Source organism: Tepidibacillus infernus, from assembly GCF_048898065.1.
Classification (GTDB): Bacteria; Bacillota; Bacilli; order Tepidibacillales; family Tepidibacillaceae; genus Tepidibacillus_B; species Tepidibacillus_B infernus.
Genome location: NZ_JBLWFI010000001.1, coordinates 1,929,791 through 1,953,553, shown reverse-complemented (window position 1 = coordinate 1,953,553; position 23,763 = coordinate 1,929,791). Strand labels below are relative to the sequence as shown.

Annotated in this window: 19 protein-coding genes; all 19 read left to right on the top strand. The window is 39.2% G+C overall.

Features of this window, described 5'->3' with window-relative positions; all coding sequences use genetic code 11:
• Nucleotides 1-4 precede the first annotated feature (4 nt).
• The 19 genes from TEPIDINF_RS09815 (at nt 5) to TEPIDINF_RS09725 (ending at nt 23,705) form a co-directional block, all read left to right on the top strand.
• Nucleotides 5-232 (top strand): HypC/HybG/HupF family hydrogenase formation chaperone, encoded by a 228-nt coding sequence (locus TEPIDINF_RS09815; protein ID WP_421691877.1) that lies wholly within the window; start codon nt 5-7, stop codon nt 230-232.
• On the top strand, nt 213-1,322 hold the full coding sequence (gene hypD, locus TEPIDINF_RS09810) for a hydrogenase formation protein HypD (protein WP_069801013.1): 1,110 nt from the start codon (nt 213-215) through the stop codon (nt 1,320-1,322). The genes TEPIDINF_RS09815 and hypD overlap by 20 nt, the downstream gene beginning before the upstream one ends.
• A 2-nt stretch (nt 1,323-1,324) precedes the next feature.
• Complete coding sequence (gene hypE / locus TEPIDINF_RS09805; RefSeq protein ID WP_421691876.1) at nt 1,325-2,341, top strand: hydrogenase expression/formation protein HypE; 1,017 nt, start codon at nt 1,325-1,327, stop codon at nt 2,339-2,341.
• Between the two features lie 233 nt (nt 2,342-2,574).
• Entirely contained in the window at nt 2,575-3,636 is a 1,062-nt protein-coding gene (gene argC / locus TEPIDINF_RS09800; protein ID WP_421691875.1) for an N-acetyl-gamma-glutamyl-phosphate reductase, read from the top strand.
• Between the two features lie 88 nt (nt 3,637-3,724).
• Complete coding sequence (argJ, locus tag TEPIDINF_RS09795; protein ID WP_421691874.1) at nt 3,725-4,951, top strand: bifunctional ornithine acetyltransferase/N-acetylglutamate synthase; 1,227 nt, start codon at nt 3,725-3,727, stop codon at nt 4,949-4,951.
• Nucleotides 4,914-5,774: an acetylglutamate kinase gene (argB, locus tag TEPIDINF_RS09790; RefSeq protein WP_153012041.1), complete on the top strand. Its 861-nt coding sequence runs from the start codon at nt 4,914-4,916 to the stop codon at nt 5,772-5,774. Before argJ ends, argB begins: the two co-directional genes overlap by 38 nt.
• A complete protein-coding gene (locus TEPIDINF_RS09785; RefSeq protein ID WP_421691873.1) occupies nt 5,774-6,940 on the top strand; it encodes an aspartate aminotransferase family protein in 1,167 nt (388 codons plus the stop codon). Before argB ends, TEPIDINF_RS09785 begins: the two co-directional genes overlap by 1 nt.
• Before the next feature lie 13 nt (nt 6,941-6,953).
• On the top strand, nt 6,954-8,084 hold the full coding sequence (locus tag TEPIDINF_RS09780) for a carbamoyl phosphate synthase small subunit (RefSeq protein WP_068726167.1): 1,131 nt from the start codon (nt 6,954-6,956) through the stop codon (nt 8,082-8,084).
• Nucleotides 8,068-10,986 carry a carbamoyl-phosphate synthase (glutamine-hydrolyzing) large subunit gene (gene carB / locus TEPIDINF_RS09775; protein WP_068726165.1) on the top strand — a complete coding sequence of 973 codons (2,919 nt, stop codon included), beginning with the start codon at nt 8,068-8,070 and terminating at the stop codon, nt 10,984-10,986. Before TEPIDINF_RS09780 ends, carB begins: the two co-directional genes overlap by 17 nt.
• Nucleotides 10,949-11,911: an ornithine carbamoyltransferase gene (gene argF / locus TEPIDINF_RS09770; RefSeq protein WP_068726163.1), complete on the top strand. Its 963-nt coding sequence runs from the start codon at nt 10,949-10,951 to the stop codon at nt 11,909-11,911. Before carB ends, argF begins: the two co-directional genes overlap by 38 nt.
• A 305-nt stretch (nt 11,912-12,216) precedes the next feature.
• On the top strand, nt 12,217-13,425 hold the full coding sequence (locus tag TEPIDINF_RS09765) for an argininosuccinate synthase (RefSeq protein WP_068726162.1): 1,209 nt from the start codon (nt 12,217-12,219) through the stop codon (nt 13,423-13,425).
• Nucleotides 13,418-14,815 carry an argininosuccinate lyase gene (argH, locus tag TEPIDINF_RS09760; protein ID WP_068726160.1) on the top strand — a complete coding sequence of 466 codons (1,398 nt, stop codon included), beginning with the start codon at nt 13,418-13,420 and terminating at the stop codon, nt 14,813-14,815. The genes TEPIDINF_RS09765 and argH overlap by 8 nt, the downstream gene beginning before the upstream one ends.
• Before the next feature lie 477 nt (nt 14,816-15,292).
• Entirely contained in the window at nt 15,293-16,702 is a 1,410-nt protein-coding gene (gene ltrA / locus TEPIDINF_RS09755; RefSeq protein ID WP_421691872.1) for a group II intron reverse transcriptase/maturase, read from the top strand.
• A 270-nt stretch (nt 16,703-16,972) separates the two neighbouring features.
• Nucleotides 16,973-17,533 (top strand): biotin transporter BioY, encoded by a 561-nt coding sequence (locus tag TEPIDINF_RS09750; protein WP_068726158.1) that lies wholly within the window; start codon nt 16,973-16,975, stop codon nt 17,531-17,533.
• Between the two features lie 494 nt (nt 17,534-18,027).
• Complete coding sequence (gene ftsE / locus TEPIDINF_RS09745) at nt 18,028-18,714, top strand: cell division ATP-binding protein FtsE (protein ID WP_068726156.1); 687 nt, start codon at nt 18,028-18,030, stop codon at nt 18,712-18,714.
• Complete coding sequence (gene ftsX / locus TEPIDINF_RS09740) at nt 18,704-19,591, top strand: permease-like cell division protein FtsX (protein WP_421691871.1); 888 nt, start codon at nt 18,704-18,706, stop codon at nt 19,589-19,591. Before ftsE ends, ftsX begins: the two co-directional genes overlap by 11 nt.
• Nucleotides 19,592-19,662: 71 nt before the next feature.
• Nucleotides 19,663-20,847: a murein hydrolase activator EnvC family protein gene (locus TEPIDINF_RS09735; RefSeq protein ID WP_421691870.1), complete on the top strand. Its 1,185-nt coding sequence runs from the start codon at nt 19,663-19,665 to the stop codon at nt 20,845-20,847.
• A gap of 65 nt (nt 20,848-20,912) precedes the next feature.
• Nucleotides 20,913-22,340 (top strand): S41 family peptidase, encoded by a 1,428-nt coding sequence (locus TEPIDINF_RS09730; protein ID WP_069801077.1) that lies wholly within the window; start codon nt 20,913-20,915, stop codon nt 22,338-22,340.
• 108 nt (nt 22,341-22,448) lie between these two features.
• Complete coding sequence (locus TEPIDINF_RS09725) at nt 22,449-23,705, top strand: PDZ domain-containing protein (protein ID WP_421691869.1); 1,257 nt, start codon at nt 22,449-22,451, stop codon at nt 23,703-23,705.
• Nucleotides 23,706-23,763: the final 58 nt, after the last annotated feature.

Genomic DNA, 23,763 nt, shown 5'->3' with positions numbered 1-23,763 from the left:
GGAAATGTGTGTAGGGGTTCCAGCAAAAGTAATAGAAAAAGAGGAATATACGGCAGTAGTGGATGTCATGGGGTCAAAAATGAGGGTAGGTATTATCTTTGTTCCTGAAGTACAAGTAGGTGAATATGTGGTTGTTCATGCAGGACAAGCCATGTCGATCGTTGATGAAGAATATGCAAAGGTCAGCATTGAGGAATGGAGGAAGCTTGCTGATGCTAGAGATACTGAATGAATCCTCCAACCCTGAGTTAAGTCGAAAATTATTAGCAAAAGTGATGAACTTAGCGAATTTATATAAAGATAAATATGGAAGACTTCCAGCGATCATGGAAGTATGTGGTTCCCATACGATGGCTTTAGCAAGAACGGGGATTAAAAAGTCGTTAAAGGATCATGTGAAGCTTATTTCTGGTCCTGGTTGCCCCGTTTGTGTGACCGATCAAAAATCGATTGACGCAATGATCCAATTGGCGGAAGGGGAAAATCGAATTATTTGTACCTTTGGCGATATGATCAGGGTTCCAGGAACGAAACGTTCGCTGATGGAAGCGAAAACAGAAGGAAGAGAGATTCGAGTCGTTTATTCCCCTGTCGATGCAGTGGAAATCGCTAAGAAGCATTCAGATAAGGAAGTCGTTTTTCTAGGAATCGGGTTTGAAACCACAATTCCTGTTCTTACTGTTGCCCTGAAGATGGCAGATGATGAAGGAATTACAAACTTTTCCATGTGGTTAACCACAAAATTGGTAGAACCAATCATTCGTCATTTACTAGAATCTGAGGTTGTTAAGATCGATGGATTTCTATTACCAGGCCATGTATCTATTGTATTAGGAAAAAATAGTTATCAATATCTTGTGGATGAATATCAGATCCCTGGTGTAATCAGTGGGTTTGAATCAGTAGAAATGTTAAGTAGTATCTATAAACTTTTACAATTGCATCTTCAAGAAAAAGCAGAGATTATCAATGATCATCGAACTATCGTCACCGATAAAGGCAATCAAGTGGCCCAGAAACTGATGGAAACGTATTTGACGCTGAGTGATGAAGCATGGCGGGGAATCGGGATCATCAAAAACAGTGGTCTTGATTTGCGGGAAGAATATGCCCACTTAAATGCGAAGAAGAGATTTAACATGACAGTAGGAGAACCTCGTAAAACCGCATGTCGGTGTGGGGAAATCATTCGGGGGATTATTACACCTGAGGAGTGTCCTCTTTTTAATAAAGCTTGTACCCCTCTTCATCCCATTGGGCCATGCATGGTATCTAGTGAAGGAACCTGTGCTGCCCACTATCAATATATGAGGGAGGAATAATTATGAATGATCGAATCAGCTTAGCCCACGGGGATGGGGGAGAATTAGCCCACCAACTGATTCAGGAAGTATTTGTAGATACCTTTGGTCATCAAGAACAAGCGAAATTGGATGCAGCCATTCTTTCTATAGCACATTCAAGGATTGCCATTTCCACAGATAGTTTTGTCATTAAACCTCTCTTTTTCCCAGGTGGAGATATTGGGAAGTTAGCCGTTACAGGAACTGTAAACGATTTAGCAGTAAGTGGAGCGACACCAAAGTTTCTTACTACTAGTTTTATCATCGAAGAAGGCTTTCCGATTGTTGATCTGAAAAAAATCGTTCAGTCGATGGTAGAAGAAGCGAAAAAAGCAGATGTAAGAATCGTAGCTGGGGATACAAAAGTAGTTGAAAAAGGAAGTGCAGATGGACTCTATATCAATACAACAGGGATCGGTTGGATTGACGAACATCATACGGTAAAACCTGAATCGATGCAAGAAGGGGATTCGATTGTAATTAGTGGAACAATAGGAGATCATGGGATTGCTATCCTTTCTGCTCGAGGAGACTTAGGAATTCAAACAGAAGTTCAAAGTGATTGTGTTACGTTAAACCATATGATTGCAGAGGTTTTACAAGCAGTCAATCATGTTCGGATCATGAGAGATCCCACTCGAGGTGGTCTGGCTACAACACTTGTGGAGATATGTGAAGACTTTAACGTCACGATGGAAATCGATGAAATGCTCCTTCCTGTACGAAGAGAAGTACAAGGGGCCTGCGATATCCTTGGTTATGAACCATTTTATTTGGCAAATGAAGGGAAGGTCATTTTTATTGTAGGAAAAGAGGATGAGGAAAAAGTTCTTTCCATTTTACATCAATATGAAATAGGAAAAGAAGCCAAAGTGATAGGCAAGGTGATAGTGAAAGGCAAAGGAAAAGGAAAAGGAAGACTTTTTCTTAGAACGCCGCTTGGAAGCACCCGGCGTCTAGACCGCTTATCTGGTATGCTTCTACCAAGAATCTGTTAGTTCGAATATCTCTAATATGGTTGAAATTGCAAGAAACGAGTTTCTTGCAAATTTCAACCTTTTTTTGGTTTTGTATATTCCATAAGCAGCGACATAGTACGACTAACAGCTTTAGCTGTGTAGCGTGAACAAACTTATTAAAAAGGCCAAGCTTTGTATAAAAAAACAATTGAATTTATAAAAATACGGATGTATAATAATTCAAAGATATTTATAAATATTTATCAGGGAGGATGGATGAATTGAATGTGATCGTGGTTGGGGCAAGTGGCTATAGTGGGGTAGAACTGATTCGAATCTTATTACAGCACCCCAAAGTAAATATTCACCACTTGTATGTACATAGTCAAGAGGGTGAATCGATCGACAGAATCTATCCTCATTTACGTCATCTCTTGGAGTCACCGATTGAAAAATTATCTGATCTTACCATAGAGAAAATAGTTGAACTCAAAAAAGAAAATGATGTGGTTTTTCTAGCTACTCCTTCTGGGGTAAGTAAAGAACTTGGTGCCCAATTTCTTGAGGCAGGATTTAAAGTGATCGATCTTTCTGGGGATTTGCGTTTAAAAGAGCCAATACAGTATGAGCATTGGTACCATCTAGAGGCAGCTGATTCATCTCTTTTGCAACAAGCGGTTTATGGGTTATCTGAAGTGTTTCCGAAAGAGATTAAGGAAGCCAATTATATTGCCAATCCAGGATGTTATGCTACAAGTATTTTATTAGCCTTAGCTCCATTATATAGAAGGAAGTTGCCGATTAAATCGGTGATTATTGATGCCAAATCAGGGGTGTCAGGAGCTGGTCGGGGTTATTCGCGAAACACCCACTTTTCAGAAGTCAACGATAATTTTAAAGCATATAAAGTGGGGAGGCATCAGCATATTCCTGAAGTTGAACAAATATTAACTGATCTCAGTGGCCATCAGGTTACGGTACAAATGATGACCCATTTACTACCGATCACAAGAGGAATCTTGTCAACGATTTATCTAGACCTTGAAAAGGAATATAAAGAAGAAGAATTGGTTCAATATTACGTAGAAGATTATGGTAACCAACCTTTTATCCGCGTTCGTCCTAGCGGGGAATACCCTGAAACTAAACAAGTGGTTGGTTCCAATTATTGTGATATTGGGATTTTCTTAGATCAACGGACCAAAAGACTGATTCTTTTTTCAGCCATTGATAATTTAATGAAAGGAGCCGCAGGGCAAGCGGTTCAAAATTTAAATCTGATGATGGGTTGGGAACAGGAGTTAGGATTGAGGTTTGTTCCTATCTATCCGTGAGAACAAACATAGTATTACTTTCTTTTCATTTTTATAATGGGATAGGGGTTATCTTAAAGGGTAGAGGTAAAAGAAAGGGGGATGGAGAATGATTAAGATGACAAATTTTAAGCTGAAAACGGTCAAAGAGGGGGATGTGACATCTCCACAGGGTTTTCAAGCTGTAGGAATTCATTGTGGGATTAAGAAAAAGAAAAAAGATTTAGGGCTAATCCTCTCAGAAGGGCCTGCTGTAAGTGCAGCCGTGTACACGACCAATGCCTTTCAAGCGGCACCTTTGAAAGTGACCCAACAAAGTTTGGCAAAAGGATCTACATTACGGGCGTTAGTCGTAAATAGTGGGAATGCTAATGCTTTTACAGGGGAGCAAGGAATGGTGGATGCATTGATGATGAGAAATGCAGTTGCTGATTCTTTTCAACTTTCCCCTTGGGAAGTAGCCGTTACATCCACTGGTGTCATTGGAGAAAGATTACCAATCGAAAAAATCCTTGCTGGAATCGAGCAATTACCTCATCTACTTGGTGAGGATGGAGCATCTTTTTCAGAAGCGATTTTAACAACAGATACATTTGCAAAATCATTAGCGGTTGAGATTGAAATCGAAGGAAAAACGGTGACGATTGGGGGTACTGCAAAGGGATCTGGGATGATCCATCCGAATATGGCGACGATGCTAGCTTTTGTTACCACTGACGCTAAGATTCATCCTGATGTACTTCAACGTTTATTGCATCATGTGACAGATCAAACCTTTAACATGATTACAGTGGATGGAGATACATCAACAAATGATATGGTTCTCGTTATGGCCAATGGTTTTGCAGGCCATACAGAATTGACTGAAGCTCATCCAGACTGGCCTGTTTTTGTTCATGGGTTTCATTATGTATCAGAACAATTAGCCAAAATGATTGCCCAAGATGGAGAAGGGGCGACAAAGCTGATTGAAGTGGTTGTTCAAGGAGCAGCTACTGAAGAAATGGCTAAAGTGATCGCGAAAAAAATCGTGGGCAGCAATTTAGTAAAAACTGCTGTGTTTGGAGCAGATGGGAACTGGGGCCGCGTAGTGATGGCGATCGGCAATAGCGGATTTTACGTCGATGAGAAACAACTAGATATTACGATTGGTCATACCCTTGTTGTACAAAAAGGAATCGTCATGAATTATGAAGAAGAAGCTGTGACTCAATCTTTTAAGGAAAATAAAGTAAAGATCTTGGTCGATTTAAACCAAGGAGAGCAATCTGCAACTGCTTGGGGGTGTGACTTAACCTATGACTATGTCAAAATCAATGCCTCATACCGTACGTAATCTTTATTCCGAACATGCCCTAGATGCAAAACAAGTCATTGTGATTAAAATTGGTGGAAGTGTGTTAGGAGAGTTATCTGCTGAGTTTTATCAGGAGTTAGTCAAACTGATCGACCAAGGCTGGTTTCCTGTTATCGTACATGGTGGTGGCCCTGCCATTAACCAAATGCTTGCAAAGCTAGGGATTACTTCTTCTTTCATCAATGGGTTAAGGGTAACAGATGGGGTAACCTTAGAAGTGGTGCAAATGGTGTTAAATGGAAAAGAAAACAAAGAGATTGTCAAAAGGATTCAAATGGCTGGCGGTAATGCCATAGGCTTAAGTGGAATTGATCAACATATGATTGAAGTAGAGCCATTAGACCCTCAATTAGGCTATGTAGGGAAAATAAAACAAATTTCCTGCCACTTGTTCAGTCAGTTACAATTCCAAAATACGATTCCTGTCATTAGTCCGTTAGGAATGGATCAAAAAGGACAGATTTATAATATCAATGCAGATACTGTAGCGCAAGCAATCGCTACTCAACTAAACGCTTCAAAGCTATTGATGGTCTCAGATATTCCTGGAATCTATCAAACGGTAAAAGGAAAGCGGAAAGTCCTTCATCTTTTAACAAGAGAAGAAATCGATCACTTGATTACAGAACAACATGTATTAGGTGGTATGATTCCCAAGGTGGAGGCCGCTTTACAATGTTTAGATCATGGGATTGATGAAGTTTATATCTTGGATGGGCGAGAAAAAGGGATTTTGACTAAAGTGATTGACCATCAGTTAGTCGGAACAAAAATCTATAAAGCGAGAGGAGCGGTTGGTTGATGAGTGCAGTTTTTCCTACTTATCCGGAAGGAATGATTCGCCCTGTAAAAGGAAAGGGGTGCTGGGTTTGGGATGAAAAAGGAAATAGTTATTTAGATTTTACTTCGGGGATTGGCGTCAACCTACTAGGCCATGTTCCAGAGGAAGTAAAGAAAAAAGTCATTGAACAGCTAGACCAAATCTGGCATACATCGAATTTATTTACGATTTCACCCCAGATGGAATTGGCTAAGAAATTAACCGAAATAAGTGGGCTAGATTATGTTTTCTTTGGGAATAGTGGTGCTGAGGCAAATGAAGCAGCCATTAAATTGGCTAGACGTTACCAACAAAAAGTAAAAAATAGACAAAGGTATCAAATCATTACTTTTCAACAATCCTTTCACGGCAGAACTTTAGCCACATTGACGGCTACAGGGCAAATGAAGGTAAAGGATGGTTTTGATCCATTGCCTTATGGCTTTGTGACGATTCCCTATGGAGATATAGAAGCGTTTGATAAGGCAGTCACCCATGAAACAGCGGCGGTTATGCTGGAAGTGATCCAAGGAGAAGGTGGGATTTATCAAGCCGACCCTATTTGGTTAAGCCATCTGGAACAAGTAGCAAAAGAACATGACATTTTATTGATGGTTGATGAAGTACAAACAGGAATGGGAAGAACAGGAGAGTGGTTTGGATTCCAAAATTATCCAATCAAACCTGATGTTATTACCTTAGCAAAAGGATTAGGCAGTGGTTTTCCAATTGGCGCCATGCTCGGGAGCGAGAAAACGAAAGAAGCTTTTTCTCTTGGAAGCCATGGTTCTACTTTTGGTGGAAATTTTATTGTAACAACGGCTGCATTGGCAACCATTGAAACACTACAAAAAAAGGAAATCCTTTCCCATGTTAAAGAGATTGGGGATGATTTAAAAGAACAGCTACAAAAAAAATTAAAAAAATACCCTGATTATGTTGAAGTAAGAGGGAAAGGTTTAATGATTGGTATTGAGTGGAAAAAACCTGTTGCCCCATTAGTTGGATTGGCGAAGGAGCAAGGGTTGCTAGTCCTTACAGCAGGACCAAATGTACTCAGATTATTACCCCCATTAAATATTAGTAAAGAAGAAGTGGAACAAGGGATTGACCGCTTAATCAGCAGCATTGAGGCTTGGCAAAAATGAGGAGGTGAAATGAATGAAGGGTTATCTTTTCTTAGAGACAGGAGATTGGTTTGAAGGGGAATGGTTTGGAGCAGAGGTAGAGCAAAGTGGCGAAGTGGTGTTCCAAACCGGAATGACAGGGTACCAAGAAGTGATTACTGACCCTTCCTATGCAGGGCAAATTGTCAATTTTACCTATCCCTTAATCGGTAATTATGGAATTAATACCATCGATGACCAAAGCATCCGTCCTCAGGTTGCTGGAGTGATCGTTGCTGAGTTATGTAAAGAACCTAGCCACCCTCAATATAACCAAACCTTTGAACAGGTTTTAGCGAAATATCAGATTCCTGGTTTATCAGGGATTGATACTAGAGAATTAACAAAGCTGATCCGCAAACATGGCTCTTTAAGGGGGATGATCAGCAAGACCTTGGATTCCTCTTTATTGGCTGATTGGAAAAGAAAACTGGAGCTACAAGAACAAGACGATCAGCAATTTTCAAGAATTAATCTACTTCCTTTAGTAGATCAGGTGAGTACGAGAATTCCCCTTTTTTACCCGAACCAAGGTCCACATGTGGTGGTAATCGATTATGGGGCAAAATTTTCGATTATTGATTCGTTGAAAAGTTTAGGATGTAGCGTGACAGTGGTTCCCTACAACTATCCAGTAAAGGAAATCTTGAAATTAAATCCAGATGGAATTCTTTTATCTAATGGACCAGGGGATCCAAAAGAGCTTACTCCATTATTACCTGAGATTAAAAAATTGGTCACTTCTTTTCCAACCCTTGGCATCTGTTTAGGCCATCAGTTACTAGCACTTTCTTTTGGGGCAGATACAGAAAAATTGCCATTTGGTCATCGTGGTGTAAATCACCCAGTGATTAACCTTGAAACGAATCAAGTATGGATGACTTCACAGAATCATGGTTATGTAGTAAATGATGAATCACTAAAGAAGACAGATTTTGTTGTGACCCATCAAAATGTGAATGACCAATCTGTAGAAGGGATGAAGCATCGTTTTCTCCCAATTCAATCCGTGCAATTCCATCCAGAAGCACATCCAGGGCCGATTGAGGCTTTCGAGATCTTTAAGACATTTGTTCAGCTATGTAGCGTAGAAAAAGGAGTTAAACAATATGCCCAAATCTCGTAAAAACTATCGCAAAATATTAGTTATTGGTTCTGGCCCTATTGTGATTGGGCAAGCAGCTGAATTTGATTATGCAGGTACACAAGCCTGTATGGCTTTAAAAGAAGAAGGAATTGAAATTGTACTGGTAAATAATAACCCAGCAACGATCATGACCGATCAGGAAATTGCAGATTATGTTTATTTTGAACCACTTAGTGTAGAGTCGGTAACAAAAATTATAGAACGCGAAAGACCAGATGGCTTGTTAGCCACTTTAGGTGGGCAAACAGGCCTTAATCTTGCCATAGAGCTTGAAAAAGCAGGAGTCTTAACGAAGTATCAAGTCCCTTTGCTTGGAACCACAATTACCTCGATTCAAAAAGGGGAGGATCGAGAGCTTTTTAAACAGACGATGGAGAAAATCGGTGAACCGATCCCAGAGAGCATCATTACGGGTGATGTAGAAGAGGCAGTGAATTTTGCCAAAGAAATTGGTTTTCCTGTGATTGTTCGCCCCGCTTATACATTAGGAGGAACAGGTGGAGGGAAAGCAGAGACAGAGGAAGAATTGCGTAAGGTGGCCACAAGGGGAATCGAAGAAAGTCCTATTCATCAAATTCAGGTAGATAAGAGTTTACTAGGTTGGAAAGAAATTGAATATGAAGTGATGCGAGACCAAGAAGGGAATAGCATCATTGTTTGCAATATGGAAAATATTGACCCAATGGGGATTCATACAGGGGATAGCATTGTGATCGCCCCATCGCAAACTTTAAATGATCGGGAATATCAGATGCTTCGGACAGTCTCATTAAAAGTGATAGAGACGTTAGAAATCATTGGGGGATGTAATATTCAATTTGCATTGCATCCAGATGGAGAACAATACTATATCATCGAAGTCAACCCTCGTGTTAGCCGTTCTAGTGCTTTGGCATCGAAGGCATCAGGTTATCCCATTGCAAGGATTGCCACCAAATTGGCCTTAGGTTATTCTCTTTATGAAATTAAAAATCCGATCACACAACATACTTATGCTAGCTTTGAACCGGCATTAGATTATGTCGTGATTAAATTCCCTAGATGGCCTTTTGATAAGTTTCCTTATATTCATCGTCAATTGGGAACACAAATGAAAGCAACAGGGGAAGTGATGACGATTGATCGAACCTTTGAAGGAGCCTTTTACAAAGCGATTCGTGCCTTAGAAATTGGAAAAGTTGGTTTACTTGATGAAACCTATGTAACATGGTCTGACGAACAATTAGAAAAAGGGATTACACAGGCAGATGATCAGAGAATTTTTCTGATTGCAGAAGCGTTTCATCGAGGAATAAGTATGCAAACGATCCATCGTTGGTCCAATATTCATCCTTTCTTTCTTCATAAGTTTAAGAAAATGGTGGAGATGGAGTTAGAAATAAACGATTGGAAAAAGAATCAAGTTGAAGTGAACCTTGAACGATTGAAAACATTGAAAAGAAAAGGAATCTCTGACCAATTGTTGGCTAAAGGGATTAACCTTTCCGATGCTGAACTATGGAGCCTATGGAAACAACATAACATTCTACCAAGCTATAAGTCTGTCGATACCTGTGCAGGGGAATTTGAAGCAAAAACCCCCTATTTTTATTCTAGTAGGTTAGGAACAGACGACGAATCCCCTCTTCAAGGAAAAAAGGTGGCGGTGATTGGTTCAGGTCCGATACGAATTGGCCAAGGAATAGAATTTGACTATTGTGCTGTTCATACGGCTCTGACATTAGAACAAGAGGGAATTCAATCTATTATGATTAACGATAATCCTGAAACGGTAAGCACCGATTATCATATGTCTAGCCGCCTTTATATGGAACCTTTAACATTGGAAGATGTGTTACCAATTTTGGAAAAAGAACAGGTGGATGGCGTTGTTTATCAAGTTGGTGGGCAAACAGGGCTAAAATTAGCTAAGCAACTTGAACCTTATTTTCCCTTACTAGGAACTCCAATTGCAACGATTGATCAAATGGAGGATCGAGAACAGTTTAATCAATTTTTGTTTCATGCAGGGATTGAACCCATCCCTGGGCAGATCGTTTGGAAAATGGAAGAACTCCTTCCTGCTGTGACCGAAATTGGTTATCCTATTTTAATTCGTCCTTCCTATGTGATCGGTGGGCAATGGATGAGAGTCATTGAGAATCAACAGAAACTGGAACATTATTTAGATCAATTAACTTTCTCTTTATCTGACCAATCTTTCTATCCTTTACTAATCGATCGCTATATTTCAGGGAAAGAGGTAGAGGTAGATGCTGTTTCTGATGGAGAAGATTGGATCATTCCAGCGATCATGGAACATCTGGAACCAGCAGGCATTCATTCGGGAGATAGTACGGCTGTATTACCACCCTTTTCTTTGACGACGATTCAAAAAAAGAAAGTGATTGAAGCGGCAGAAAAGGTATTAAAGCATGGAAACTTCATTGGTTTAGTCAACATTCAAATGATTGTCGATGGCAACCATATCTATGTTTTGGAGGTAAATCCAAGGGCATCGCGAACCATACCTGTCATCAGCAAAGTTACAGGGATTCCGATGATCCAAATTGCAACCCAAGTCCAATTGGGAAAACGTTTAAAGCAATTACCTTATCCGCTAGGAGTACTTTCGGAAAATCCTTTTTATACAGTGAAAGCCCCTGTTTTTTCTAATCGTAAATTACCAGGTCTAACTGATTCACTTGGGCCTGAAATGAAATCAACTGGGGAAATCTTAAGCTTAGGTTGGACATTAGAAGAAGCATTAGCAAAGGTGAGTCCAAATCCTGACTCTCGTCTTCTCCAACCTAGAACATTGACAGAATATCGTACAAAAGGAACAATGAGAGGAGAGGAACCTTATGAGTATCGCCAAAATAGAAGATCAACAACCTTTTGATTTTAATGGGAGGGACTTTTTAACCTTAGCCGATTTTTCAAAGGAAGAAATAGAATATTTTATTTTACTTGGCATCGATTTAAAGGAGAAGTTGAAAAAAGGGGTTCCTTTTAAACCCCTTGCTGGAAAAACATTAGGAATGATCTTTGAAAAATCCTCTACGCGCACAAGGGTCTCTTTTGAGGTAGGAATGGTTCAGCTTGGTGGTTATCCACTATTCTTAAGTAAACAGGATATTCAGCTTGGCCGTGGGGAAACCATCGCCGATACAGCCCGAGTCTTATCACGCTATGTGGATGGGATCATGATGAGGACTGATTCACAACAAAAACTGATTGAGATGGCAAGATATTCTACAATCCCAATCATTAATGGTCTATCTGATCTTTTCCATCCCACACAAGCGATTGCTGATTTTATGACGATCTATGAACATAAGAAAAAATGGCAGGGATTAAAGTTAGTCTATATCGGGGATGGGAACAATGTGGCACACTCTTTGATGATTACTGGGACTAAACTGGGAATGGATGTGGTAGTGGCAAGTCCAAAAGGGTATGAACCTAATGCCAAAGTGATTCAATTGGCAAAGGAAGAAGCCAATCGCCATGGGGGAAAACTAGAGGTGATCAATGACCCTCAAGTAGCGGTAATCGGGGCTGATATCATCTATACTGATGTTTGGACCAGTATGGGGCAAGAACAAGAAACACGGCTTCGATTAGAACACTTTAAAGGTTTTCAAGTCAACTCTCAGTTATTAAAAGCAGCAGAAAAGGATCATCTTTTCATGCATTGTTTACCTGCCCATCGAGGAGAAGAAGTAACTGATGAGGTCATTGAAGGCCCAAATTCTGTTGTTTTTGATGAGGCAGAGAATCGATTACATGCTCACAAAGCTATTTTAACAGCTTTCATTAGGTGAATCGTGTATTGCAACGCTGCTCCGTCATTCGCGCCTTTCCTCGATTAAAACGTAAAGAGGGAAAGGCACTACTGAAAGTCGCTTGCTTATGCAACACACGATTCACAGTGACTTTATTAAGAGGTGAATTGTGTATTGCAATGCTGCTCCGTTGTCCGCCTCTTATGCAACACACAATTCTTTAAAATAAAAATGATTTAGGTCTTTATTTTTTGTCTATGTTGTATTATTATACTTTTATATGAATAAATATAAAAGTATAATAATACCACTCTTTAAGAGTGAGATGAAAGGAAGTTTTGTTAATGGCGAAAGACAAAGTAGTTTTGGCCTATTCTGGTGGTTTAGATACTTCTGTGGCGATTAAATGGCTACAGGAAAAATATAATTATGATGTTATTGCTTTAGCTATGGATGTGGGCGAAGGCAAGGATTTAGATTTTGTTCAAGAGAAGGCTTTAAAGGTTGGAGCGATTAAATCTTATGTAGTGGATGTGAAGAAGGAATTCGCTGAAGAGTTTATTTTGCCAGCATTAAAGGCAAATACCATGTACGAAGGAAAATATCCTTTGGTTTCTGCCTTATCTCGTCCATTGATCGCCAAATGGCTAGTCAAGGTGGCTAGAGAAGAAGGGGCTGTTGCTGTTGCTCATGGTTGTACAGGGAAAGGAAACGACCAAGTACGTTTTGATGTCTCAGTAACTGCATTAGCGCCAGACCTTAAAATCATTGCTCCTGTAAGAGAATGGGCAATGTCTAGGGATGAAGAAATTCAATATGCGGCAAAACATGGGATTCCAATTCCAGTTCAAAAAGAAAATCCGTTTAGCATTGATATGAACATGTGGGGAAGAAGCTGTGAGGCAGGTGTCTTGGAGGATCCATGGGTAGCACCACCTGAAGAAGCCTATGCACTCACTTCATCGATTCATGATGCCCCTGATCAACCTGAAGAAGTAGAGATTGTGTTTGAAAAAGGGAAGCCTGTTGCCTTAAATGGAGAAGTTCTACCGATGGAAGAGATTATTTTGCAATTGAATAAAATTGCTGGAAAACATGGGGTGGGTCGTATTGACCATGTAGAGAATCGTCTTGTCGGGATTAAATCAAGAGAGATTTATGAAACGCCAGGAGCAACCGTTTTGATTACTGCCCATCAGGCATTAGAAAGCTTAGTTCATCCAAGGGAAATGGCCCACTTTAAGCCGATCATTGAGCAAAAAGTGGCTGATATGATTTATGAAGGATTATGGTTCTCACCACTCATGGATAGCTTAAAAGTATTCATTGATTCTACCCAAGAGATGGTAACAGGTAAAGTAAGAGTGAAACTATTTAAAGGCCACGCAACCGTCGTAGGCCGTAGTTCTGAAGAGTCTCTATATTCCTATGAATTGGCAACATATAATGCCGATGACCAATTCAACCATGAAGCAGCTGTTGGTTTTATCACCTTATTTGGTTTACCAACAAAAGTATTTGCAAAGGTTCACAGGGGGAAAGAGAATGAGTAAAAAAGCATGGGGTGGACGTTTTACCAAATCGACAAACCATTTAGTTGAAGAATATACAGCTTCGATTGGCTTTGATTATAAGTTAGCAGATGAGGATATTCAAGGAAGTATCGCTCATGCCACCATGCTAGCAACACAAGGCATTATTACAGTAGAAGAGATGGATCTTATCATCCGTGGTTTAAAAGAGATTAAAAAGGAAATTGAAGAAGGGCAATTTGAATTTTCAATTGCCCTTGAAGATATTCATATGAATATCGAAAAACGGTTGATTGAAAAGATTGGTCCTGTTGGTGGAAAGCTTCATACGGCAAGAAGTCGCAATGACCAAGTTGCTTTAGATATGCATCTTTACTTAAAGAAATGGGTTAAACAGCTTGGTATAAGACTAGCAGAGTTGATTGAAGGATTTATTCAAAAAGCGGAGGAAAATATTGATGTTATTTTACCTGGCTATACCCATTTGCAAAGAGCCCAACCGATTCTATTTTCCCATCATTTAATGGCCTATGTTTCGATGTTTTTGAGGGATTTAGAACGGCTTCAAGATAGTTGGAAGCGAATCGATTTAATGCCTTTAGGAGCAGGGGCGTTAGCTGGAACCACCTTCCCTATCGATCGAAAGCAAGTAGCAGATCTGCTTGATTTTCAAGGTATTTATGCAAATAGTATGGATGCTGTAAGTGATCGGGATTATATCGTTGAATTTTTAAGTCATGCTTCCTTAATGATGATGCATCTATCTAGACTTTCTGAAGAATTGATTTTGTGGTCTAGCCAAGAGTTTCAGTTTGTAGAACTTGATGATGCCTTCTGTACGGGAAGTAGCATTATGCCACAAAAGAAAAATCCAGATGTAGCCGAATTGGTACGTGGGAAAACAGGAAGAGTATATGGGCACCTGATTTCCTTGCTAACCACATTAAAGGGACTGCCTTTAACCTATAACAAGGATATGCAAGAAGACAAGGAAGGAATGTTTGATACGGTTCAAACCTTAGATGGGGCACTTGCTTTAATGAAACCTATGGTTGAAACGATGAAGGTAAATCAGGAAAAAATGGCGAAGTCGGTGAAAGAGGACTTTTCTAATGCGACAGATTATGCTGATTATCTTGTAACAAAGGGAATTCCATTTCGTCAAGCACATGAGATCGTGGGTAAAACCGTACTCTATTGTATTGAACAAAAGAAATATCTACTTGATTTAACCATAGAAGAGTATCATGCTTTCTCAGATCAAGTAGAAAAGGACATTTACGAAAAATTACAACCAGAGCAAGTGGTGAATGCAAGATCATCATATGGTGGCACAGCAAAGGAATCGGTTTTTGTTCAAATCGAAGAGGCAAAAACAAAATTACAAGATTTACAAGGATTCTTTAGCTAAATTGTACAATTGCAATTATATTTTTATTTTTAGAAAAAGGACTGTTATTCCTGTGGAGGAACAGTCCTTTTTCACGTGCGCCACGCATGGCGATTAACTAGGCGGTGAAAGTCCGCTATGGGGGTATGTAGCGACCAACCATTAGCTTAAGGCAAGGGTGTCCATCGCGAGGTGGAATCTGAAGGAAGCCGGCGGCAAAGTTCTGACCCGAGGAACACGAACAATATTAGGCGCAAAACGTGGGGTAAGACTGCTTGACAAGTCAAAGCCCAAAAGCTACACGGACACGTCAGCGTAAATGTTGCGGGTACATGGAACGAAAGTGAATCGTCTTACCGTGGGAGGCCTCACGGACGGGTGGAAACGGAGTATGAAACCCGGTTGAAACAAGATTTGTCGTGAGGAGTCAGCCGAAGCCATAATACAGAGGTGTTCTAGACACCGAAGGAAGGGCCGAACCAAAGGAGGTGTGGGTCAATGAAAGTTACTGAAAGTGGTAATTCAAAACACAGACAACTTCAATTGGAAGACTATCTGCAAAGGGTATCTGCGGAACAGAGAGAGTATGCAGAAGTGTGCGCGCCACCAAAGATGACCGAAACCGACAACACCAACACAAACAAGCAGACAGAGAGACTGATGGAGAAAATCCTCAGCGCCGAAAACCTCAATCGAGCCTATAAACAAGTGAAAAGGAATAAAGGTGCAGGTGGAATTGACGGCATGCAGGTGGATGAACTTCTACCCTTCCTGAAAGAACATAAGGACGAACTCCTGAAATCCCTCTGGGACGGAAAATACCGTCCAAAACCCGTGCGGCGGGTTGAGATACCCAAAGAGAACGGACAGACCAGAAAACTAGGAATACCGACCGTCGTGGACAGGTTAATCCAACAAGCGATAACTCAAGTGCTGTCACCCATTTTCGAGAAGCAGTTTTCAGACAACAGCTACGGTTTCCGACCGAACCGAAGCGCACATGATGCCCTGCGGAGATGCCAAGCTCATATTACAGACGGTTATAAATACGTAGTCGATATGGACTTGGAAAAGTATTTCGATACGGTAAACCAAAGCAAGCTGATTCAGATATTGTCGGAGACGATAAAAGATGGGCGGGTCATATCGCTAATCCATAAATTCCTGAAAGCAGGAGTTATGGATGGCGGGATGTTTGAAGAAAGTCCAGAGGGGGTACCACAGGGTGGCCCTCTAAGCCCCTTACTTGGCAACATTATGCTCAACGAATGCGACCACGAGCTGGAAAAGCGGGGACACCGCTTTGTACGCTATGCAGATGACATGATGATTTTCTGCAAAAGCAAGAAAGCGGCAAAGCGAACGCTCGACCACATCCTCCCGTATATTGAGGGAAGGTTATTCCTGAGAGTTAACAGGGAGAAAACGAAGGTATCGCATGTAAATTACGTCAAGTATCTGGGATATAGTTTCTACATCTACAGAGGAGAAGGGCGTTTAAGAATCCATCCTAAAAGCATTCAGAAACTTAAGGACAAAATCCGAGAAGTTACTGGGCGCAGCAATGGAATGGGAATCGAAGAACGAAGAACCAAACTCAATCAAGTAGTGCGAGGCTGGACAAATTACTTCAAACTGGCGGATGCAAAGAATCTGGTCAGTAGTTTAGACGAGTGGCTGAGAAGTCGCATACGAATGGTGACCTGGAAACGATGGAAACGAATCCGGACACGCTTTGAAAACCTCAAGAAGGCAGGCGTGAGTGAGGAGCAAGCGTGGATGTGGGCGAATACAAGAAAAGGCTATTGGCGTACTGCTCATAGCCCTATCTTGACAAAAGCCCTATCTAACGAGCGATTTAAGCGGGTTGGATATCTTAGTTTTAGTGAGTGTTATTCTGCGAAGTGACGTGTAAACTTTGGAAGCGCCGTATACCGAACGGTACGTACGGTGCTGTGGGAGGTCGGCTGGTCAAATAATGGCCAGCCTCCTACCCGATTTTAGGAAAGTATAAGTGCAACGCTTGGCATAAGCCAAGTTGTTCTTTAAAAAATTAAATGTTAACTATTGATAAAAATTAAGTTGACAAATAATGAACCTACCTTTATGCTAGAGTTAAAGATTTCCAAATTTTTAGAAACAATTAATGATAATTAGATGTGAAGGTAGGGACGAAAGATGAAATTAAAAGAGATGATGTATGTAGCATTATTTACTGCGGTCGTTGCCGTACTTGGTTATTTACCAGCGATACCACTTGCATTTATACCTGTACCGATTACTGCGCAAACCTTAGGCGTGATGTTGGCAGGATCAGTATTAGGAGCTAAACGAGGTGGTTTAAGTATGCTCGTTCTTGTTCTTTTAGCAGCGGTAGGAGCACCAGTCTTGTCTGGTGGAAGTGGAGGTATATCTGTTTTGCTTGGCCCAACAGGTGGATATGTTTTAAGTTGGCCAATTGCAGCGTTTGTCATAGGTTTATTAGTAGAGCGTTCATGGCAAAATCTTAAGGTTTGGAAGTTGACTCTTTTTCATGTCATTGGTGGTATTCTCATCGTTTATGCGATTGGGATTCCTTATTTAGCTGTCGTGGCCAAGTTGAATATATACGAAGCGCTTATTTCTAACCTTGCTTTTATTCCAGGGGATCTAATTAAAGCGTTTGTTGCAGCAGTTGTAGCCATGCAAATGAAAAAATCCTATCCTATCATTCAACCAAGCCAACAGGTGGAAGTTTAAAAAATAGCATAAAGAAAACCTAGTGAACTACCCGCTAATATCATAGCAAAAAAAGACAACTTTAGGCTACGCATAACCGAAATTCATCTCCCACTTTCACTGGTGTTGGCACACCTTAACGTTTAGAAGTGGGAGACTTCTTTCGGAGGGAAGTTAAATAATTAATGTAGTAAAAGGATCTCTACTATGTAAAAAATGTAGAGGTCTTTTTTTGTCTAAAGTTGCCAGAAACTTTGATGAATCCAGTAGCGTTATTTGTGAGTGTTAGGTTATTGTACATATTTACTTTTTTCGTCATTTTTTTCCCGGGAAATACTTTTTCTCACAAAGATAATGAGATAAATACTAGAAAAGTGTCGCTAATGGAAAAATGAGGGTGGGAAAGCATATATTTCTTGAAAATTTTTAAAGGATTTTTTGGAGATATGTCGAAAAGAATAAAAATCCACTTATGAATTTCACCATCTAAGATTATAAGGAAGAGAAGTGAAACTATGATAGAAATGTTTGATGTTTGGAAAACATATCCGAATGGTGTTAATGCCTTACAAGCTATAAATATTAAGATTAACAAAGGTGAATTTGTATATGTTGTTGGCCCTAGTGGTGCCGGTAAATCGACATTTATTAAATTGATGTATCGAGAAGAACGCCCAACGAAAGGTCAAATTTTTTTAAATGGATTTAATGTTGAAAAATTAAAAGAACGACAAATTCCGCAAATTCGTCGTAATATTGGTGTTGTATTTCAAGATTATCGCTTGTTACCCAATTTAACGGCATATGAAAATGTATCTTTTGCAATGGAAGTTATTGAGGCGCCAAAAAAACTGATTCGTAAACGGGTGCCTGAAGTTCTTGAATTAGTTGGTTTAAAAGAAAAAATGAATGCTATGCCAAATCAATTATCAGGTGGGGAACAACAACGAGTTGCATTGGCAAGAGCATTGGTAAATAGCCCTTCCGTGATTATTGCTGATGAACCAACAGGTAATCTTGACCCTGATACTTCATGGGAAATTATGGACCTATTTGAAAAAATCAATTTCCGAGGAACAACGATTGTGATGGCAACGCATAATAAAGAGATCGTGAATAAGTTGAGAAAACGGGTTATTGCGATCGAGAATGGAAGTGTTGTTAGGGATCAGCAGCGAGGTGAATACGGCTATGAATCTTAATACAGTAGGACGACATATAAAAGAAGGCTTTCGAAATATTGGCAGAAATGGTTGGATGACCTTTGCATCAGTAAGTGCGGTAGCCATTACCCTTCTCATATTAGGTGTCTTTCTTTTACTTGCTATGAATGTGAATTATATGACAAAGATTATTGAAGACCAGGTTGAAATTACTGTCGAATTAGACCTAAATGCAAAAGATGCACAAATTAAGGAAATTGAAAACGAGATACGTAATATGGATGGGGTTAAATCCGTTACTTTCATTTCCAAAGAAGAACTTTTAAAACAACTAAAAGAACGTTTAGGGAAAGATGCCTATCTATTAGAAGGCTTTGATGAAGAAAATTCGCTATATGATAGTTTTCAAGTTCGTGCATTTAATCCCGAGACCACTGGACAGGTTGCAGAAAAAATTGCAAAAATTCAAATGGTTTCTAATGTAGATTATGGAAAAGCTACTGTTGAGAAACTATTTGCTGTCACAAAATGGGTGAGAAACATTGGCTTGGCCTTTACGCTTGGTTTAGCCTTTACAGCAATGTTCTTAATTTCGAATACGATCAAAATTACGATTTACGCCAGAAGAAGAGAAATTCAGATTATGAAGCTCGTTGGAGCAACAAATTGGTTTATACGCTGGCCATTTTTTGTTGAAGGATTTTTACTAGGGGTTTTAGGTTCGATTGGCCCAATTATTCTTTTATACATAGGTTACCGCACTCTATTAGACAAAGTGAATCTATCATTTTTATTCTTTAAGTTTTTACCAGTATATCCATTAACTTATCAAATTTCACTAATCTTAGTTGTAATCGGGGCATTTATTGGAATTTGGGGAAGTATGATGTCAGTGCGGCGATTCCTAAAAATTTAAGGATTTTTAGAATTGAGAATTGAGAATTGAAAACGAAGAATGAAAAATGGGAGAGGAAGGAGAAAAAATAGATGGATAAAAGACGATGGCTGTCATTGGTTCTAACACTAAGTTTATTTTTTTCTATCAGTTTCCCAATGATTGAAACTAAAGCCGTGAGCAAATCGCAGCAATTGGACAAGCAGATCCAACAAATTCAGCTAAAAAAGAAAGAGGCTGCAAATAAAGCAAGAAACATTGACATGCAACTAAAGCAAATTAATTCAACAAAAAAAAGCATTCAAAAAGAGCTTGTTTCCTTAGAGACACAAATTAACGAAACAGAAAATAAAATTTTTACATTAGAAGGTCAAATTGAAAAAGTGACCACTCAAGCAAAGGAAGCTGCTAATCAATTAGAGTTAGCAGAAAAAAGAGTAGAAGAACGGGACGATCTATTAAGAACAAGGGTGCGATTGATGGCACGTAATAGAGATGTTGATTACCTTGATGTTTTTTTAGGGGCTACAAGTTTTTCAGATTTCTTACAAAGATTTAATATCCTACAAAAAATAGTAGATTCAGATAAAAAAATACTAGAAGAAAATATTAAAGACCGTAACACAATCGTGGAGAAGAAAAAAGAGATTGAACGTTCATTAGCCAGATTGGAACAGTTATTTGGAGAAACCGAGAATTTAAGAAAAACATTAGTTGCTAAGAAAGAAGAAAGAAAGGTGAAAATTGCCTCACTCAACCAACAGGCACAAGAATTAGCTGAATTTAAAGAAGAAGAACAAAATCTAGTAAAAGAATTAGCTGAAAAAGAGGCTGCTTTATTAAGGGAAAAAAATAAATTAAATATTAAATATAGTGGTGGGAAGTTTGCTTGGCCATTACCTGCTAGTACTAGAATTACTTCAGATTTTGGCTTGAGAATCCATCCTATAACTGGTAAAAAGACTGGTCACGATGGAATTGACATCGGTGCTCCACAAGGAATAGATATTGTTGCAGCAGATGATGGGGTTGTTATCCTTGCTACTTATGTGAGTGGTTACGGTAATACAGTGATGATTGATCATGGGAGTGGTATTTGGACGTTGTATGGACACATACGAAATGGTGGAATTAAAGTAAAAGTAGGTCAAGAAGTGAAAAAAGGAGAAAAAATTGCTGAAGTTGGTTCTACTGGACGTTCTACTGGTCCACATTTACATTTTGAGGTTCAGAAAAATAAACAGGCTGTCAATCCATGGAATTATTTAAAGAAATAACTTCATATTTTGTACATGCCCATCATATAATGTAAATAGTCTAACGAAGGTGGTGCGTGGAATTGATGGTTAAGGGTCGTACATTATTAATCCTACTTGTACTATCAATTGTACTAAGTAGTTTGGTCACTGCAATGGTTGTTGATGGGAATGGAATCGTGATAAACCAACCATCTGGAACTGAATCCGTTCCGAAAGAGATGAATAAACTAGTTGATGTTTATCAGACCATATTACAATCATATGTTGAAAAGAAAAATGGAAACGAACTAATCGATGGGGCAATTAGAGGTATGGTTCAGTCCTTAAATGATCCACATTCCACATATATGGATGCGAAAGAATCGAAGGATTTTTTCGGAAGTTTAAATGATTCTTTTGAAGGGATTGGGACAGAGGTAACGATTGAAAATGGTAAAATCACTGTGATCGCGCCAATAAAAGGGAGTCCTTCTGAAAAAGCAGGAATTCGACCTAGAGACCAAATCATTAAAGTGAATGGCGAGTCTTTAGAAGGGCTTAATTTAATCGAAGCGGTTAGCAAAATTAGAGGACCAAAAGGGACAAAAGCAGTGTTAGAAATTGTTCGCCCAGGTATAGAGGCACCAATTGAGATAACTGTAATACGTGATGAAATTCCAATTGAAACCGTTTATTCAAGCACGATTTCTTCCAAAAAAGGAACATTGGGTAAAATTGAAATTACGAATTTTGGTGAGAATACAGCAGCGGAATTTAAAAAGGCTTTAAAAGACTTAGAAAGCAAGGGTATTAAAGGTTTAATTATTGATGTTCGCGGGAATCCCGGTGGATACCTACAGAGTGTATTAGAGATTGGGAATTTAGTTGTCCCAAATAAAGGGATTATTGTTCAAGTAGAGGACCGTAACAAAAAAAGAGAACAATATCATTCTGAAATGGAACAACCAAGCTACCCGATTGTTTCTCTAATTAACGGTGGAAGTGCCAGTGCTGCTGAAATATTAGTAGCTGCATTACAAGAGGCTGGACATTACCCAGTGGTTGGAGAGCCTTCCTTTGGTAAAGGTACGGTACAGAATCCTTTTGAACTTTCGGATGGCAGTAATGTTAAATTGACAGTTGCAAAATGGTTAACACCAAATGGAAATTGGATTCATCAAAAGGGAATTCAACCTGATGTGAAGATGGAACAGCCTGAATATTTCCATGCAGCACCATTTCCAGAAGATATTCAATTAAAACGAGATACAAATAGTAATGATGTGAAAAATCTACAGATTATATTGAATGGGTTAGGCTATAAAACAGGAAGAACTGATGGGTACTTTGATCAAGAGACGGTCTTAGCTGTTCAAGCCTTCCAAAAAGCAAATGGATTAAACGCAAGTGGTGTAGTGGATCAAGTCACTGCTAACAAGCTTCAAGATAAAATCATTGAACGAATTAGAGATCCAAAAAATGATTTGCAGCTTCAAGTAGCCATTGAAACATTATTAAAAGCAATAAAATAGAAAAGCAGGAAATCGAAATCCAAGTATCGAATAAATACCACATATGATGATGTGGTATTTTTCATTGGCTATTTTATGCAAAATGATCAAGGGAAGGAAGTCATATGAATGGAACTGCTAATTGAACTGATCAAGAAAATACCTTTTCTTTTTTTACAGCCTATGTTGTATATTGGTTTGATTCTGATCATCCTTCAATATAGAAGACAAATGATATTGGAAAGAGCCTTATTTAGTTCTCGGATTCATTCAGTTCCCTTAGAAGTACTAGGTTCTCTCGGATATGGATTGATTGGTGGTGTAGTTGGATCAGGTTTGATGATGTCATTAGGCGTAGTATTTCACCCATATGAGATGGGAATCGTTTGGTTGATTACTGCGATTTTAATTTTTTTTCATATTCGCTTTCTTTGTCTTTCCTATGCGGCAGGTATATTAGGACTATTAGCAGGTATCATGCGACTTTTTCCAACACCAGAAATAGTTTGGTTAAAACCATTTTGGGAGATGGTGACTCAATTACATATTCCCTCTCTTATCGCCATTGTTGCCATTTTACATTTGATCGAGGCATTTCTCATTCGCTTGCAAGCTGAAAAAACATCGACACCCTTATTCATCGAAACCAAAAGAGGAAAATTGATAGGGGGGCAATATATTCAAGCTTTTTGGCTACTACCCTTATTTTTAGTTGTTTCTACTGGTGATTCAAGTCAAGGAATCGAGCTATCCTCTACTTGGTGGCCTTTGATTGGTGGGTCATCAAGTCTAACGATTTTACCAGTTCCAGCTATCATTGGTTATTCAGATGTTACTACTGTTTATACATCTGTTGAAAAAAGCAAAGTGGCTTCAAAACACTTAATGATTTATAGCGTATTTTTATTTGGACTAGCTTTTGCTGCAGAATATTGGCTACCCCTTCAAATCATTGCTGCTCTTTTTGCAGCACTAGCTCATGAAGGATTAAGACTTATTGGGAAGAGGGCAGAAGCAAAAAGAAGTGTGCTTTTTGTTCATCCTAATGATGGTCTAAGAGTTCTAGAAGTGATCCCGGGAAGTCCAGCGGCAAGAATGGGGATCAAATCGGGTGAAACGATAAAAAAAGTGAATGGCATTCCAGTTACTGATAAACGAGGGCTTTATGAGGCTCTTCAAAGTCAATCAGCCTTTGCAAAGCTAGAAATCATTAATCTTTCAGGACATATCAAATTGGTTCAACATTCCCTTTATGAGGGTGATCATCATCAATTAGGAATCATCTTAGCTCCCGATGACGAAGCACCCTATTATATCGAAATGGAAGATCATAATTTGTTGAAATTATTTAGACAGAAAGTGGAAAAAATCTTCCGTGGGGCTTAAAAAGTAGATTTTTGCCAAGAATAGAATCAGAAGTAGACAAAGGCTGCTTAAAAACAAG

Coding starts and splice junctions, on each gene's coding strand:
- hypD (WP_069801013.1), top strand. CDS start 213: ATGCTAGAGATACTGAATGAATCCTCCAACCCTGAGTTAAGTCGAAAA.
- TEPIDINF_RS09815 (WP_421691877.1), top strand. CDS start 5: ATGTGTGTAGGGGTTCCAGCAAAAGTAATAGAAAAAGAGGAATATACG.
- ftsX (WP_421691871.1), top strand. CDS start 18,704: ATGAATCTTAATACAGTAGGACGACATATAAAAGAAGGCTTTCGAAAT.
- ftsE (WP_068726156.1), top strand. CDS start 18,028: ATGATAGAAATGTTTGATGTTTGGAAAACATATCCGAATGGTGTTAAT.
- TEPIDINF_RS09750 (WP_068726158.1), top strand. CDS start 16,973: ATGAAATTAAAAGAGATGATGTATGTAGCATTATTTACTGCGGTCGTT.
- TEPIDINF_RS09785 (WP_421691873.1), top strand. CDS start 5,774: ATGAGTGCAGTTTTTCCTACTTATCCGGAAGGAATGATTCGCCCTGTA.
- argJ (WP_421691874.1), top strand. CDS start 3,725: ATGATTAAGATGACAAATTTTAAGCTGAAAACGGTCAAAGAGGGGGAT.
- ltrA (WP_421691872.1), top strand. CDS start 15,293: ATGAAAGTTACTGAAAGTGGTAATTCAAAACACAGACAACTTCAATTG.
- argC (WP_421691875.1), top strand. CDS start 2,575: ATGGATGAATTGAATGTGATCGTGGTTGGGGCAAGTGGCTATAGTGGG.
- TEPIDINF_RS09735 (WP_421691870.1), top strand. CDS start 19,663: ATGGATAAAAGACGATGGCTGTCATTGGTTCTAACACTAAGTTTATTT.
- TEPIDINF_RS09780 (WP_068726167.1), top strand. CDS start 6,954: ATGAAGGGTTATCTTTTCTTAGAGACAGGAGATTGGTTTGAAGGGGAA.
- argB (WP_153012041.1), top strand. CDS start 4,914: ATGACTATGTCAAAATCAATGCCTCATACCGTACGTAATCTTTATTCC.
- TEPIDINF_RS09725 (WP_421691869.1), top strand. CDS start 22,449: ATGGAACTGCTAATTGAACTGATCAAGAAAATACCTTTTCTTTTTTTA.
- argF (WP_068726163.1), top strand. CDS start 10,949: ATGAGTATCGCCAAAATAGAAGATCAACAACCTTTTGATTTTAATGGG.
- hypE (WP_421691876.1), top strand. CDS start 1,325: ATGAATGATCGAATCAGCTTAGCCCACGGGGATGGGGGAGAATTAGCC.
- argH (WP_068726160.1), top strand. CDS start 13,418: ATGAGTAAAAAAGCATGGGGTGGACGTTTTACCAAATCGACAAACCAT.
- TEPIDINF_RS09730 (WP_069801077.1), top strand. CDS start 20,913: ATGGTTAAGGGTCGTACATTATTAATCCTACTTGTACTATCAATTGTA.
- carB (WP_068726165.1), top strand. CDS start 8,068: ATGCCCAAATCTCGTAAAAACTATCGCAAAATATTAGTTATTGGTTCT.
- TEPIDINF_RS09765 (WP_068726162.1), top strand. CDS start 12,217: ATGGCGAAAGACAAAGTAGTTTTGGCCTATTCTGGTGGTTTAGATACT.